12 protein-coding genes are annotated in these 13,018 nt (G+C 73.7%); 8 read left to right on the top strand and 4 right to left on the bottom strand.

Annotated elements, in window-relative coordinates; all coding sequences use genetic code 11:
• Positions 1 to 19 precede the first annotated feature (19 nt).
• Positions 20 to 1,216: a methionine adenosyltransferase gene (gene metK, locus BLV02_RS01950; protein ID WP_069113816.1), complete on the bottom strand. Its 1,197-nt coding sequence runs from the start codon at positions 1,214 to 1,216 to the stop codon at positions 20 to 22.
• On the bottom strand, positions 1,213 to 2,919 hold the full coding sequence (locus BLV02_RS01945) for a glycine/sarcosine N-methyltransferase (protein WP_083289051.1): 1,707 nt from the start codon (positions 2,917 to 2,919) through the stop codon (positions 1,213 to 1,215). The genes metK and BLV02_RS01945 overlap by 4 nt, the downstream gene beginning before the upstream one ends.
• A 533-nt stretch (positions 2,920 to 3,452) precedes the next feature.
• Between BLV02_RS01945 and BLV02_RS01940 the strand changes: the two genes are divergently transcribed.
• Positions 3,453 to 3,665, top strand: a complete 213-nt coding sequence (locus BLV02_RS01940) for an antitoxin (protein WP_083289080.1) — start codon at positions 3,453 to 3,455, stop codon at positions 3,663 to 3,665.
• Positions 3,666 to 3,725: 60 nt separating this feature from the next.
• Here the strand turns inward: BLV02_RS01940 and BLV02_RS01935 are convergent, their stop codons facing one another.
• Positions 3,726 to 4,367, bottom strand: coding sequence for a class III extradiol ring-cleavage dioxygenase family protein (locus BLV02_RS01935; protein ID WP_216094458.1), 642 nt, complete (start codon positions 4,365 to 4,367; stop codon positions 3,726 to 3,728).
• A gap of 104 nt (positions 4,368 to 4,471) precedes the next feature.
• Between BLV02_RS01935 and BLV02_RS34865 the strand changes: the two genes are divergently transcribed.
• On the top strand, positions 4,472 to 7,417 hold the full coding sequence (locus tag BLV02_RS34865) for a hypothetical protein (protein WP_069113819.1): 2,946 nt from the start codon (positions 4,472 to 4,474) through the stop codon (positions 7,415 to 7,417).
• Between the two features lie 85 nt (positions 7,418 to 7,502).
• Here the strand turns inward: BLV02_RS34865 and BLV02_RS36210 are convergent, their stop codons facing one another.
• A complete protein-coding gene (locus tag BLV02_RS36210) occupies positions 7,503 to 7,646 on the bottom strand; it encodes a hypothetical protein (protein ID WP_171906846.1) in 144 nt (47 codons plus the stop codon).
• Positions 7,647 to 7,810: 164 nt separating this feature from the next.
• Here BLV02_RS36210 and BLV02_RS01915 point away from each other — a divergent pair, with 164 nt between their 5' ends.
• The 6 genes from BLV02_RS01915 to BLV02_RS01890 all read left to right on the top strand — a co-directional run bounded on the left by BLV02_RS01915 (position 7,811) and on the right by BLV02_RS01890 (position 13,018).
• Complete coding sequence (locus BLV02_RS01915) at positions 7,811 to 8,173, top strand: cupin domain-containing protein (RefSeq protein ID WP_069113820.1); 363 nt, start codon at positions 7,811 to 7,813, stop codon at positions 8,171 to 8,173.
• Entirely contained in the window at positions 8,166 to 9,032 is an 867-nt protein-coding gene (locus BLV02_RS01910) for an ABC transporter permease (RefSeq protein ID WP_069113821.1), read from the top strand. The genes BLV02_RS01915 and BLV02_RS01910 overlap by 8 nt, the downstream gene beginning before the upstream one ends.
• A gap of 11 nt (positions 9,033 to 9,043) precedes the next feature.
• Positions 9,044 to 10,060, top strand: a complete 1,017-nt coding sequence (locus BLV02_RS01905; protein WP_069113822.1) for an ABC transporter substrate-binding protein — start codon at positions 9,044 to 9,046, stop codon at positions 10,058 to 10,060.
• Positions 10,061 to 10,080: 20 nt separating this feature from the next.
• On the top strand, positions 10,081 to 10,890 hold the full coding sequence (locus tag BLV02_RS01900) for an ABC transporter ATP-binding protein (protein ID WP_141711766.1): 810 nt from the start codon (positions 10,081 to 10,083) through the stop codon (positions 10,888 to 10,890).
• Positions 10,887 to 12,056, top strand: a complete 1,170-nt coding sequence (locus BLV02_RS01895) for a purine-cytosine permease family protein (protein ID WP_069113823.1) — start codon at positions 10,887 to 10,889, stop codon at positions 12,054 to 12,056. The genes BLV02_RS01900 and BLV02_RS01895 overlap by 4 nt, the downstream gene beginning before the upstream one ends.
• Positions 12,057 to 12,154: 98 nt before the next feature.
• Entirely contained in the window at positions 12,155 to 13,018 is an 864-nt protein-coding gene (locus tag BLV02_RS01890) for a sugar phosphate isomerase/epimerase family protein (RefSeq protein ID WP_069113824.1), read from the top strand.

Here is a 13,018-nt window from a genome sequence, read left to right as displayed (position 1 = left end):
GCGGGGCCTCCTCGTGTGGTCAGGCTCGGGCGGCTTCGCGCAACTGGTCGACGCGGTCGGTCCGCTCCCAGGGGAGATCGAGGTCGGGACGGCCGAAGTGCCCGTAGGCGGCGGTCGGCGCGTAGAGCGGCCGCAGCAGGTCGAGGTCACGGATGATCGCGGCCGGCCGCAGGTCGAACACCTCCTCGATGGCCAGTTGGATCTTCTCCGGATCGACCGCCTCGGTGCCGAACGTCTCGACGAACAGCCCGACCGGCGCGGCCTTCCCGATGGCATAGGCCACCTGCACCTCGATGCGTGCGGCCAGGCCCGCGGCGACGGCGTTCTTCGCCACCCACCGCATGGCGTACGCCGCCGACCGGTCGACCTTCGACGGGTCCTTGCCGGAGAAGGCGCCGCCGCCGTGCCGGGCCATGCCGCCGTAGGTGTCGACGATGATCTTGCGCCCGGTCAGCCCGGCATCGCCGACCGGCCCGCCGACCACGAACCGTCCGGTCGGGTTGACCAGCAGCCGGGTGTCCGTCGTGTCCAGCTCGACGCCGGCCAGCACCGGCGCCATGACGTGGTCGCGCACGTCCACGGCCAGCATGCGGTCCAGGTCGATGTCCGCGGCGTGCTGGCTCGACACCACGACGGTGTCGAGGCGCACCGGACGCTCGCCCTCGTACTCCACGGTCACCTGCGTCTTGCCGTCCGGCCGCAGGTACGGCAGGACGCCGTCGCGGCGCACCGCCGCGAGCCGCTGGGACAGCCGGTGCGCCAGCGCGATCGGCAACGGCATCAGCTCGGGCGTGTCCGAGCAGGCGTAGCCGAACATCAGCCCCTGGTCGCCCGCGCCCTGGGCGTCGATGACGTCGGTGGCGCCCTCGACCCGCAGTTCGTGCGCGGCGTCGACGCCCTGGGCGATGTCGGCGGACTGCGCGTCGATCGCGACGTTCACGCCGCACGACTCGCCGTCGAACCCCTTGGCCGACGAGTCGTAGCCGATGCGCAGGATCCGGTCCCGCACGATCGCCGGGATGTCGACGTAGCCGCTGGTGGTCACCTCCCCCGCGACGTGCACCTGCCCGGTCGTGATGAGCGTCTCGACGGCGACCCGGGACCGCGGGTCCTGGGCCAGCATCGCGTCCAGGATGGAGTCGCTGATCGCGTCGGCCATCTTGTCCGGGTGGCCCTCCGTCACCGACTCGCTGGTGAACAGCCGCCGAAAGGTCATCGCTGCGCTCCTTCTTCGCGTCGGGCGGTGAAGATCCCCCAGGTCAGCTGCCCGGCGCTGCCCCCGTCGATCCAGTGGCGCAGGCCGGCCTTCATGCGCACGAGGTAGTCGTCGCCGACCACACCGTTCAGCTCGGCCGCGCGCCGATCCGTCTCGGCCAGCACGCGCTGGTAGTGGCTGACGAGGTCGTGCGAGCGGTCGTGGAACTCCACCGACGTCAGGCCGAGGCGGCCGAGCTGGTGGGTGTAGAAGGCCGGCGAGGCCATCGACTCCAGGTGCAGGCGCCGCAGGATCGGGGCCAGGCTCGCGGGAGGCGCGTCGTTCGCGGCCATCGGGTCGGTGAAGACCACGACGCCGCCGGGCCGGAGCACCCGCGCGGCCTCCTCCAGCACCCGCGCCCGGTCGCCGCTGTGCAGGAACGCGTCCTGCGACCAGACGACGTCGAACGCCTGGTCCTCGAACGGCAGGTCCTCGAACGACCCGTCCACCACGTCGACCAGGCCGTCCAGCCCCTGCGCGGCGGTGAGCCGGCGGTTGCGCTCGTTCTCGACCTCGCTCAGGTTCAGGCACGTGACGGAGCAGCCGAACGTGCTCGCCAGGTACCGCGCCGCGCCGCCGTAGCCGGAGCCGACGTCCAGGACCCGCTGCTGGGGTGCGACGTCCACCAGGGCCGCCATCGTCGCCACCGTCCGCCTGCTGGCCACGGCGATGTCCTCGTCCGCCGCCGCGTACGTGCCGACGTGGATGTCCTCGCCGCCCCAGACCGTGGCGTAGAAGCCGTCGGCGTCGGCGGAGTTGTAGTAGTCGCGCGCGGTCTGGACCGCGGCGGAGTAGTGGTCGGTGAGCTCCTCGTCAGGCACGTAACTCTTCTCCGCGACGTGGATGTAGAAGTCCGGTCGCTCGTCGGCGTACGTCTGCTGGAAGTCGCCGTAGGTCTCCACCTTCTGGAAGCCCACCTCGCGCATCAGGCGTCGTGCGTAGTCCTTGCGCAGCGGGAACATGTTCAGGTGGTACTCGGAGCCGTCCGAGAAGCGGTACCGGAACCGCGCCAGGCCGTCGTCGACGTGCTCGGGCTCGGCCGAGACGTCCTCGCCGCAGTAGTAGTAGGTGTGCTTGCTGGCGAAGCCGTCGTCCAGGATCGCGTCGTAGTTGCGCTGGTCCAGGATGAGGACGCCGTCATGCTTCAGCATCGCGTAGAACTCCGCGAGCGCCTTGCGCCGGTCGCGCTCCGAGAACAGGTGGGTGAAGGAGTTCCCCAGGCACACGATCGCGTCGTACTCGCCGTGGACGTCGCGGTTCAGCCACCGCCAGTCCGCGTGCACGACCCGCAGGATGTGGCCGCCGTGCCTCAGGCCGTTCGCGAACGCCTTGGCCAGCATGTCGGGGCTGCCGTCCGCGCTGACCGTCTCGAACCCCTCCTCCAGCAGGCGGACGGAGTGGAAGCCGGTGCCGGTCGCGACGTCCAGGACCTTGCGCACGCCGCGGGAGCGCAGCTGGTCGATGAAGAAGCTGCCCTCGCTCTCGTAGCGGCGCTTCCAGTCGATCAGCTCGTCCCACTTCTCGACGAAACTCGCGACATATTCGGCGGTGTAGTGGTCGGTGGCACGAACGTCGAGTGGATTGTCGCCGAAATCCTGTGGCGCATCTGGGATCGCCGTGGTCTCGGCAATGTGTTGAAGTCCCTTCTGATCACTTCCGGGCATAGAAACTCCCTACGAGTGCTCGAGTGACACGTGCGCATGTGGCCACCGGTGCACCATTGCACCGATTCGGACGCCAGCAGCTACGTCACCGCAGGTAAACAGGCTTCATTGACATCGGGCGAACGCCCGCGCCGGGCCCGCACATCCACGGCTGAACACCACGGCCCACCATCCGCGCATTCCCCGCGGCGGGCCCTCGTGGCGCAATCCACGCTAGGGGGTTCATGACGATATAGCAAGATCCTGCCAATATTCGTCGTTGACCAGTGCATTCACTCGGAATTTCACCATTTCGGAACGGCTTCCCGACCCGCGGATCGCGTGCCTGGACCGATACGGTATATTCGGTGCGTTACGCACTTTCTCCTCGGTCAATTCCGGCCGGGCGTCCCCTCATTCCCGCGTCGAGCCGCGCGGGTGTCACCGAACGCGTTGCGGGCCGCCGGAGGTGGGGGTATGAACGTCGGTGGGAGCACTGGTCGAGTCGCACCAGGCGGCCCGACGGCTCACGTCAACGAGGGGAAGTGCCGATCATGGGCTTCGACGAGATCAAGAACAAGGTCCAGGACCTGGTCTCCGACAACGCTGACAAGGTCAGCGACGGCGTCGACAAGGCCACCGACTTCATCGACGACAAGACCGGCGGCAAGTACAGCGAGCACCTCGAGGGTGTCGACGACAAGGCCCGCGACTTCATCGACGGCCTCGACGGCGAGAAGGGCGAGGACAACCCGCCCTCCTCCTGACGGTCCGCCGGTTCGTTCCGGCTCGTCTCGGACGGTGCGGCGGGCTCGCCCGCCTGCGGGTCAGCCGTGCCGCTCCCAGACGCCGACCAGGTAGCCGACGCCGTACGGGGCGGCGTCGTAGCTCAGCTCGGCGTCGAACAGCCCGTCGTCGGCGGCGCCCGCGAGCACCCGCAGCGCCTGGCGCCCCGGCGACCCTGCCTCCGCGTCGGCGTCGAGGCCCAGCAGCACGCGCGGATCGCCGTCGCGCAGGGCGTCCGCCAGCGCGGCGTCGTAGCGCTCGGCCCGCTGGCGCAGGTCCGCCGGCGTGGTGTCCGCCCGCAGCGGCGAACCGTCCGCCATCACCAGCAGCGCGACCCGGTCGGCCCGGCCCGCGAGCCGCCGGCCCAGCTCGACGCCGTCGCCGTCACCCGCGTCGCCGGCCACCGTCGCCGTCGCCACCGGCCCCTCCCAGCCGTCGCGCTGCAGCAGCCAGGCGCCTACGCTGAGCGACAGCGGCATCGTCGCGTCGCCGGCGTCCGGGAGCGCGACGGTGACGTCCAGGCCGTAGGCGCTCAGGCTGCCCGCCCGCCCTGCCTCGTCGGCCGTCGTCTCGCCCGGCCCGACCACCACCAGGAGGTCCGGGCTGGCCGCGCGCAGGTCGTCCAGTGCGGACCAGCAGGCCGCCCGGACGTCGTCCAGGCGGGGGTCGCCAGAGGCCACCATAAGCGGCGGATACGGGCAGATCGCAGCGGCGATGAGCACACTCAAGCCTAGATGCGGCGCGGCCGGGCTGCGCCACCGCCCTTCTTCATGGTCGAATGTCGGATATGTTCGACGCCGACAACAGCTTCCTCCTCACCGTCGCCGGTGTGGTGCTGCTGCTCGGCCTCGGCACCATCGTCGCCTGGCTGCCCGCGCGCCACCACGACGCCGCCGGCCTGCCCGCGCGGCTGCTGCTGACGGCGGGCCTGATCATGGGCATCGCCGACCTCGGCGGGCTCGGCAGCGTGCTCGGCTTCGCGCTGGCGGCGATGGGCGGGCTGATCGCGTGGGAGGCCCAGCCGCCGCCCGAGGTCCCGCGCCCGCATCGCGGCGGCATCGTGGTCGCGGCCGTCCTCGCCGGGCTCGCCGCACTGGGGACGTTCGAGGGCTGGGGCCCGCTGGTCCGCCTCCCGTCCGAGCTCCGCGCCGTCGCCACCCTCGTCGTCGGGGCGACGGGGGCGCTGGCGACCCTCGCGATCGCCGATCGAGCCCGCGTCCGCCTGCGCGTCGCCGTCCGGCGCCGCTTCGGCCCGCCCCGGCGACGGTCGTCGTCGGCGCCTGTGTCACCCTCCCTGCCCGCGGCCCTGCCCGCGGCTCTGCCCGCCGGCCCCGCTGCCGCCGCGCCCGCTGCCGCCCCGGCCTCTACCTCCGCCGCCGCTGCCTACGCCGCTGCTGCCGCCGACGTCCAGGCCCCTTCCTCCGCCGACGTCCCGGCCGCTACCGCCACCCCTGATCCTGTGGGTGCCGCCCCCGCTGCCGATGCCCCGGCTGCCGCCGCCGCGCCCGCTGCCTCCGCACCCACCGCTGCCGACGCTTCTGACACTGTCGGTGCCGCCCCTGCTGCTGCCACCGACGTCCCGGCTGCCGCCGCCCCTGGTCCTGAGGGTGCCGCTGCCGCCTCTGCGCCCGTCGCCGGCGTCGCTGATGCCACCACTCCGGCTGGCCCCGTTCCCCCGTCGGACGGCTCCGAGTCGGCCGCCGAGCCGGTTCACGAGGCCGAGCCCGCGGCCGCTGCCGCCCAGCCCACGCCGGCCGAGGAGAGCTCCGCGACCACGGCGCCGGAACAGCCCTCGGCCGAACCGCGGCGCGCCGAGCAGCGGCCCGAACCCCACGCCGCGCCCGCCGTCCCCACCGAGCCGCAGCCCGCCCCACAGGCCCGAGCCGACCGCCCGGCCGAGCCCCAGCCCGTCGACCCCGAACCGGAGCCGCAGACGCTCTCGGCCGGCCCCGCCGAGCCGGACCCCGTCACACCGGAGCCGGAGCTGCAGGCCCGGTCCACGAGCGTCGCCGCGCTGTCGGCGAGCCACCCGTCCGGCATCGTCCGGCGCCGGTACGCCGCGCCGCGAACGCGGGACGAGGCGAAGGAGGCGGCCGAGGCCGAGCCGGCGGAGCCGCGGGGCCGCCACCGCGAACCCACGGCGCCGGACGAGGCCGCAGCGTCAGGGTGGTCCCGCCTCCGCGCGGCGATCGCCGGGCGGCTCGCGGGCACACGACAGCGACCCGAGTCCGCCACGCCGCCTGCGCCCGCTCCACGGAAGGCCGCCGAGCCGGCCGTCGCTGAGACGGCCGCACCTCCGAGCGCCCCCGAGACGGTCGCGGAACCCGCCGCCGACCGGGCAGCTGCGCCGCCGGCCACACCGACCGTGCCCGACAAGCCGGCGGCCGACGAGGCGTCAGCGGCGCCGAGCGGCCCGACGCGCTCGAAGTTGGAGCTGCGCCGCGCCGTGAGCCGGCGGATCGCGGCGGCCTGGCCCGATTCGGCAGACGCCGAGTCCGGTGCGGAGCAGACCGTCGCGGCCGGGCCGGCGGTGCCGTGGCGCACCAGGATCCGGACGGCCTTCCGGCGCGCTACATCGGCTCCGCCGGAACCGGAAGCCCGGCCGGAGCCCGCCACCCAGCCGAAGCCAGTCGCCCAACCGCAGCCCGTCGCCGAGCGGAAGCCGGTCGCCGACCCGCCCGAGGAGCAGAGCGGACCGGCGTGGATGCGCGCCCGCGACACCCTGCGGCGCCTGACGACGACGCGGCTGGAAGAGGCCGAGAAGGAAGCGCCGGGCGAGGCGGCGGAGACGGCACCGCGCGGCGCGCCGAAGGCCGGTCCCCGTGACGCGCCGAAGGCGGCGCCGCGCGAGGAGCAGAGCGGACCGGCGTGGGTCCGGGCCCGCGACGCGCTGCGCAGGCTGACCACGACGCGACTGGAACAGCTCGGCGACGAGCGGCCGGCCGATCCACCGGCGCCGGCCAAGGAGCCCAGCCCGCAGCACGACGCCCAGGAGGTCGTGCCGTGGGCCCGCCGCGACGCGCTGCGACGGCTGACGGTGATCAGGCTGGAGCGGCTCGACGAGGACGAGAGCTCCAACGGCCAGCAGACCGCCCCGACGGTCCGGAAGAGCACGCCGCCGAAGGGGTCGACGGCGCCGGGCAAGGGCGGCGGCTCCATGCCCCGCCGCGTCGAGCCCACGCCGGCCGGGCCGAAGGCCACGCCGCCGGCCGGCCCAGCAGAGCACCGGCCCGCCCCAGCCAAGCCCACGCCGGCCCGCCAAGCCGCAGCCTCCAGCCCACCGGCCCCGCGCACACCAGCCCGCGAGGCCCCAGCTCCAACCCCGTCGGCCCAGCCCACGCCAAGCCGCAACGCCGCAGCCTCCGGCCCACCGGCCCCGCCGCTGGTCCAGGCCACGCCTGCCCGCGAGGCCCCGGCGTCCGGCACACCGTGGCGACAGCGGCTGCGCGACTCGGTGCGAGGACGGTTCGATCGGCCCGCCTCGGACTCGGCCCGGGCCGACCGCGACGCGGCGCGGAAGGAGCGCGACCCGGCGCCGGCCGGCACCACGCCGCCGGCTGGCACCACGCAGCCGAACGGCGTCGCGCGGCCGGAGCGATCGCGGGTGAACGGGGCGGACCTGCCGCCTCCCCCGCCGCCACCACCGCCGGCCGCCGCGAAGACGCGCGCGCCGGTGCGGGTGGTCGGGGTGCCGCCCGGCACGCCTCCGCCTCCGCCGCCGCCCGCCGCCTGACGGACGGGCGCCCCACCTCCCGGGCGTTTGCAATGAGCACCGATACGCACCGGTGCGTATCGGTGCTCATTGCAAAGGCGCGCCGTCACCGCCAGAACGGTGGCAGCCATCGCCGCCCGGAGGTGAGCCGGTGCGCCCGCTCCGCCAGGTCCTGCCACGCGGCCCAGATCGCGAGGCAGTCGGCGTAGACCTGCGGGACGATCTGGTCGCCCTGGATGCCGAAGAACACCCGCAGCGGCGGGTCGTGAGCGGGTCGTGAGCGGGCCGCCGCAGCCGTCGCACCGCCGGGCGATCCGGACGGACCGGACCCTTGACCACCTCGCCAACACACCGGTAACGTCGGCCGACACAGGAAAGCGTTTTCCACCGACGTACTTCCGCAAGGAGGCGCGAATGGCCGCACCCTCGACCGCCCCGAACGCACCCGCCACAGCCAGGCTCGATGCGATCGAGCCGCGCTCGTGCTCCTGCGGGCAGACCCGCCGGGCGTTCGTCGACGTGGAGCCGGGGACGGCGAGCGTGCATCTGCTCGACGTCGACGCGGCGATCAGCCACTACCACCGCAAGGCCACCGAGATCTACGTGGTCCTGGAGGGCGAGGGCCAGGTGGAGCTCGACGGCGTCACGCACGAAGCCGGCCCGATGAGCGCGTTCCTGATCCCGCCGGGCACCCGGCACCGCGCGATCGGCGAGCTCCGCGCGCTGGTCGTCGCCATCCCCGCCGCCGATGACGAGGACGAGTACTTCGATGCCTGACGTGATCTCCCCGGCCGCGCCGCCGGCCACCCCACCCGAGGACGACGCGCCCGCGCGGCGCACCGCGGGCCAGCGTGCGATCCAGGTCCTCGATGCCGCCTGGCGGCCCGCCCTGCTGCTGCTCCTGCTGGGGTTCGGCTGGTGGGCGGTCACGGCGGCCGAGGTCTTCCCCGCCTACCTGGTGCCCACGCCGGGCGACGTCGCGAGGGAGCTGGTCGAGGAGCGCGAGATGCTCGCCCGGCACACGTGGGTGACGACGTACGAGACGGTGCTGGGCTTCCTGCTGGCGGCGGCGATCGGGCTGCTGGCGGCGGTCCTCATCGTGTACTCGCCGACGCTGGAGAAGGCGCTGTATCCGCTGATCCTGTTCGCGCAGGTGATCCCGAAGATCGCGATCGCGCCGATCCTCGTCGTCTGGTTCGGGTTCGGGCCGATGCCGAAGGTGATCCTGGCGGTGCTGATCGCGTTCTTCCCGATCGTGGTCTCCGGGGTCGCGGGCCTGCGCTCGACCGATCCGGAGCTGCTGGACCTGTCCGCGACGATGGGCGCCAGCCGGTGGAAGACGTTCCGCAAGATCCGGTTCCCGAACGCGCTGCCGCACCTGCTGTCGGGCCTGAAGGTGGCCGTGACGCTGGCCGTCGTCGGCGCGGTGGTCGGCGAGTTCGTCGGCGCCGACGAAGGGCTCGGGTACGTGCTGCTGCTGGCCAGCGGCAACCTGAACTCGTCGCTGCTGTTCGCCGACCTGATCCTGATGTCCGCCCTCGGCGTCGTCCTGTTCGTCGTGGTCGAGGTCGCGGAGAAGCTGCTCATCCCCTGGCACGCCAGCCGGCGCCAGGGCGTACCTCTGACGACCTCATGAAAGGGCCGACCATGCGACGCAGCCTGCTGGCCACCTCCGCCGTGGCACTCCTCGTCCTGTCCGCCTGCGGCGGCGACGACGAACCGACCGCCGCGAGCGACGGCGACGGTGGCGGCGAACTGACCGAAGTGTCGCTGACCCTGAACTGGGTCCCGTACGGCGAGCACGCGCCGTTCTACTACGGCGTCGCCGAGGGCATCTACGAGGAGGAGGGCATCGACCTCGAGATCCGGCCGGGCAGCGGCTCCGGCACGACGGTGCAGCAGGTCGCGCAGTCGCAGACCGACTTCGGCTGGGCCGACACGCCGCCGCTGCTCAACGGCATCACCGAGGGCATGCCGATCAAGAGCCTCGGGGTGTTCCTGCAGACCGGCCCGGCGTCGGTGGAGTTCTTCACCGACCAGGGCATCAGCGAGCCGGCCGATCTCGTCGGCAAGGTGGTCGCGGGGACGCCGGGCGACGCCATGTACGCGACGTTCCCGGCGTGGCTGGAGCTCAACGGCGTCAACCCCGACGACGTCGAGGTGGTGAACGTGGACCCGGCCGGCAAGATCGCGGCGCTGGTCGAGGGCCGCGCCGACGTGATCATGGGCTTCTTCCACGACCAGGGCCCGACCATCGAGGACCTCAGCGGCAAGGACGTCGACGCGCTGCTGTACACCGATTGGGGCATGAACCTGCTCGGCACCGGCATCATCGCGCACCAGAAGACGATCGACGAGAACCCGGAGCTGGCCGAGGCGTTCGTGCGGGCGACGGCGCGCGCCTGGGAGGCCGCCGCCGAGGACCCGGACGGCGCCGCCGCGGCCATGGAGGAGGGCGCCGACGAGACCCCTCCCGCCGAGGTGCTGCGCGCCCAGCTGGAGCAGAGCATCGGCCTGCTCCGCCTGGACGAGGCCGGCACGCCCGGCGTCAACACCGAGGAGCAGTGGCAGGAGACGATCGACCTGCTCTCCGAGGCCGGCTCGCTGTCCGACCCGGGCGACCCGGGGACGTACTGGGAGTCGTCGTTCGGCGAGGCCGGGTGAGCACGGAGATGACGCAGACCATGACGACCGAGCCTTCGGGCGCCGCCGGGCAGCGGCCCGCCACGACCATCGACATCAAGGATCTGACCTGCACGTTCACCAGCAAGCGGAAGCGGACGACGGCGCTCACCGACGTCTCGCTGTCGGTCGGGGCGGGCGAGTTCGTCAGCATCGTCGGCCCGTCGGGCTGCGGGAAGTCGACGCTGCTGAAGATCGTCGCCGGGCTGGTGCCGCCGAGCGCCGGGCAGGTGAAGCTGCTCGGCACCGAGGTCAGCGGGCCGCAGCGGGAGATCGGGTTCGCCTTCCAGCGGGCCGCGCTGCTGGAGTGGCGCGGCGTCCGGGCGAACATCCTGCTGCAGGCGGAGATGCGCAACATGGACAAGCGCGCGGCCGCCGCCCGGGCCGACCAGCTGATCGAGCTGACCGGCCTGACGGGGTTCGAGAGCGCGCTGCCGCACGAGCTGTCCGGCGGCATGCAGCAACGCGTGGCGCTGTGCCGGGCGCTGCTGCACGAGCCGCCGGTGCTGCTCATGGACGAGCCGTTCGGCGCCCTGGACGCGCTCACCCGCGAGCACATGAACGTCGAGCTGCACCGCATCTGGCGTGAGACCGGCACGACGGTCGTGCTGGTGACGCACTCCATCGCGGAGGCGGTCTACCTCGGCCAGCGGGTGGTCGTGATGACGCCGCGGCCGGGCCGCATCGAGCGGGTCTACGACGTCGACCTGCCGGCCGTCCGCGACTACGGCGCCACCATGTCCAGCCCGACGTTCGAGCAGCTGGCGCGCGAGATCCGGGTGCTGCTGGGGGCCAGCGGCCACCACGGATGACGCCCGAGCGCCGCTGGTGGAACACCGCCGGTGCGTGGCTCGCGATCGGCACCGGCCCGGCGGCGCTGGTGCTCGGAGCAGGACTCGCCGACCGGCACCACGGCCCGGTGCCGGTCGGCGCCCTGCTCCTGGGCGGCGTCGCGATGACGGTGCTGCTGATCGTGCCCGGACGGCTCGGGCTGCGGCCGCCGTACGGTGAGGGCCGGCCGCTCGCGGAGCTGCTCGAGGCGTACCTGCCGCGCGGCGACCGGACGGTGGTCGGCGCGCTGATGGCGCTGGCGATGGCCGGCTGGCTGGGCTTCAACGCGGGCCTGGGCGGCGCGGCGCTGGGGTCGCTGCTGGACGTCCCGAAATGGGCCGGTGTGGTGGTGCTGGGGCTGCCGCTGCTGGCGATCGCGGCGGCCGGTCAGCACCGCTGGAACGCGCTGGCGCTGGTGACGACGGCGGCGGCGCTCGCGCTGATCGTCGTCATCGCGACGCACGGCTCCCCCGCCGGCGAGGGCCCGCTGGACGCCGGGTTCGGCGGCCCGGAGGCGCTGCTCACCGACGTGGCGGTGTTCGTCGGGTACGTCGCGGTGTTCGGGCTGCGGGCGCCGGACTTCACCGCAGGGCTGCGCGGCCGCGCCGACCTCTGGGCGTGTACGGCGATCCTGGTGCTGCCGACGCTGGTCGCGGCGACGGCCGGGACGATGATCGCGCTGCGCAGCGACTCCGCCGACCTCGTGGCGCACCTGCGCACGTCGGACGTGGGGACGGCGCTCGTGGTGGTGGCGGTCGCCGCGCCGTGCCTGACGTCGTTCCACTCGGGCGGGCTGGCGCTGCGGTCGGTCACGGGGCTGCGGGAGCGGCCGGCCGCGGCGGTCATCGGGGTGGCCGGGCTGGCCGTGGCGACGACGGGGTTCGAGAACGCGCTGCTCCCCTGGCTGACGGTGCTCGCCGCGGTGCTGCCGCCGCTGGTCGTCCCGCTCGGCTGGGAGGCCCGGGTCCGGCGGCGGCAGCGGCGCCCGCCGCGCCCCGTCGGCGCCGCGATGTGGCTGCCCGCCGCCGCGCTCGGCGTCGCGCTGACGGTCGCCGGGGTGCCCGGCGCACCGCTCGCCGGCCTCGCCGCTGCCGTCCTCTGCACGGCCGGAACGCACGGATATCACCGGTTCCGGTCCAGGCGTTGACTCGGCGCGTGCCGCGCCGTTACGGTACCGGCAACAATCGGAAAGCGCTTACCACCGCGAGAAGTTCACTGTCGAACAACGAAAGGTGGAGTCGCCCCATGTCCCGACGCCTGCTCGACCGCCGTGCGTTCCTGCGTACCACCGCCGCGACCGCCCTCGCCGCCGGAGCGGCCGCCGCCGGCGTCCTCCCCGCGGCCGCGGGCAGCGGCCGCCGCCCGATCCCCCGCCCCGCCATCGGCATGCACCTCTACACGATGCGCCGCGGGCTGGCCGCCGACTTCGCCGGCACCGTCCAGGCGCTGGCCGACATCGGCTACGCGACGGTCGGCGTCAGCGGCCGGCACGGGCACAGCGCCGCCGCGATCCGGGCGATGCTCGACGACGCCGGGCTGGCGGCGGTCCTGGAGCACGTCGGCTACGACCGCCTCACGAACAACCTGGCCGGCGCCTGCGAGGACGTCCTGACGCTGGGCGGCCAGTGGGTCGTGACGTCCAGCCTGCCCGGCTCGCTGTACACGCTCGACGGCATCCGCCGGGCCGCCGCGGAGTTCAACCGGGCCGGCGCCGTCGCCGCCACGTACGGCCTGAACGTCCTGCACCACAACCACGACGCCGAGTTCCGCACCGACGGCGGCCGCGTGCTCTACGACGTGCTGCTGGAGGAGACCGACCCGGACCTCGTCGGCTTCGAGCTGGACGTGTACTGGGCCGCCCGCGGCGGCTACGACGCCGGCGCCTACTTCGTGAACCACCCGGCCCGGTTCCCCGCGCTGCACGTCAAGGACATGGCGCCCGGCGGCGGGTTCGCCGACGTCGGCTCCGGGACGCTGGACTTCGCGGCGATGTTCGAGCACGCGCACCGCGGCGGCGTCCGCCAGTTCCTCGTCGAGCACGACAACCCGGCCGACGAGCTGAGCACGGCCCGCAACAGCTTCGGCTACCTGCGCGACCTGCGCTTCTGA

Origin of the sequence: Jiangella alba (assembly GCF_900106035.1) — a bacterium.
Classification (GTDB): Bacteria; Actinomycetota; Actinomycetes; order Jiangellales; family Jiangellaceae; genus Jiangella; species Jiangella alba.
Note: the sequence above shows the minus strand (reverse complement) of the source record. Positions and strands in the feature narration are given on the sequence as shown.

Coding starts and splice junctions, on each gene's coding strand:
- BLV02_RS34865 (WP_069113819.1), top strand. CDS start 4,472: ATGTTCGACGCCGACAACAGCTTCCTCCTCACCGTCGCCGGTGTGGTG.
- BLV02_RS01935 (WP_216094458.1), bottom strand. CDS start 4,367: ATGGTGGCCTCTGGCGACCCCCGCCTGGACGACGTCCGGGCGGCCTGC.
- metK (WP_069113816.1), bottom strand. CDS start 1,216: ATGACCTTTCGGCGGCTGTTCACCAGCGAGTCGGTGACGGAGGGCCAC.
- BLV02_RS01945 (WP_083289051.1), bottom strand. CDS start 2,919: ATGCCCGGAAGTGATCAGAAGGGACTTCAACACATTGCCGAGACCACG.
- BLV02_RS01895 (WP_069113823.1), top strand. CDS start 10,887: ATGACGCCCGAGCGCCGCTGGTGGAACACCGCCGGTGCGTGGCTCGCG.
- BLV02_RS01915 (WP_069113820.1), top strand. CDS start 7,811: ATGGCCGCACCCTCGACCGCCCCGAACGCACCCGCCACAGCCAGGCTC.
- BLV02_RS01940 (WP_083289080.1), top strand. CDS start 3,453: ATGGGCTTCGACGAGATCAAGAACAAGGTCCAGGACCTGGTCTCCGAC.
- BLV02_RS01890 (WP_069113824.1), top strand. CDS start 12,155: ATGTCCCGACGCCTGCTCGACCGCCGTGCGTTCCTGCGTACCACCGCC.
- BLV02_RS01900 (WP_141711766.1), top strand. CDS start 10,081: ATGACGACCGAGCCTTCGGGCGCCGCCGGGCAGCGGCCCGCCACGACC.
- BLV02_RS01910 (WP_069113821.1), top strand. CDS start 8,166: ATGCCTGACGTGATCTCCCCGGCCGCGCCGCCGGCCACCCCACCCGAG.
- BLV02_RS01905 (WP_069113822.1), top strand. CDS start 9,044: ATGCGACGCAGCCTGCTGGCCACCTCCGCCGTGGCACTCCTCGTCCTG.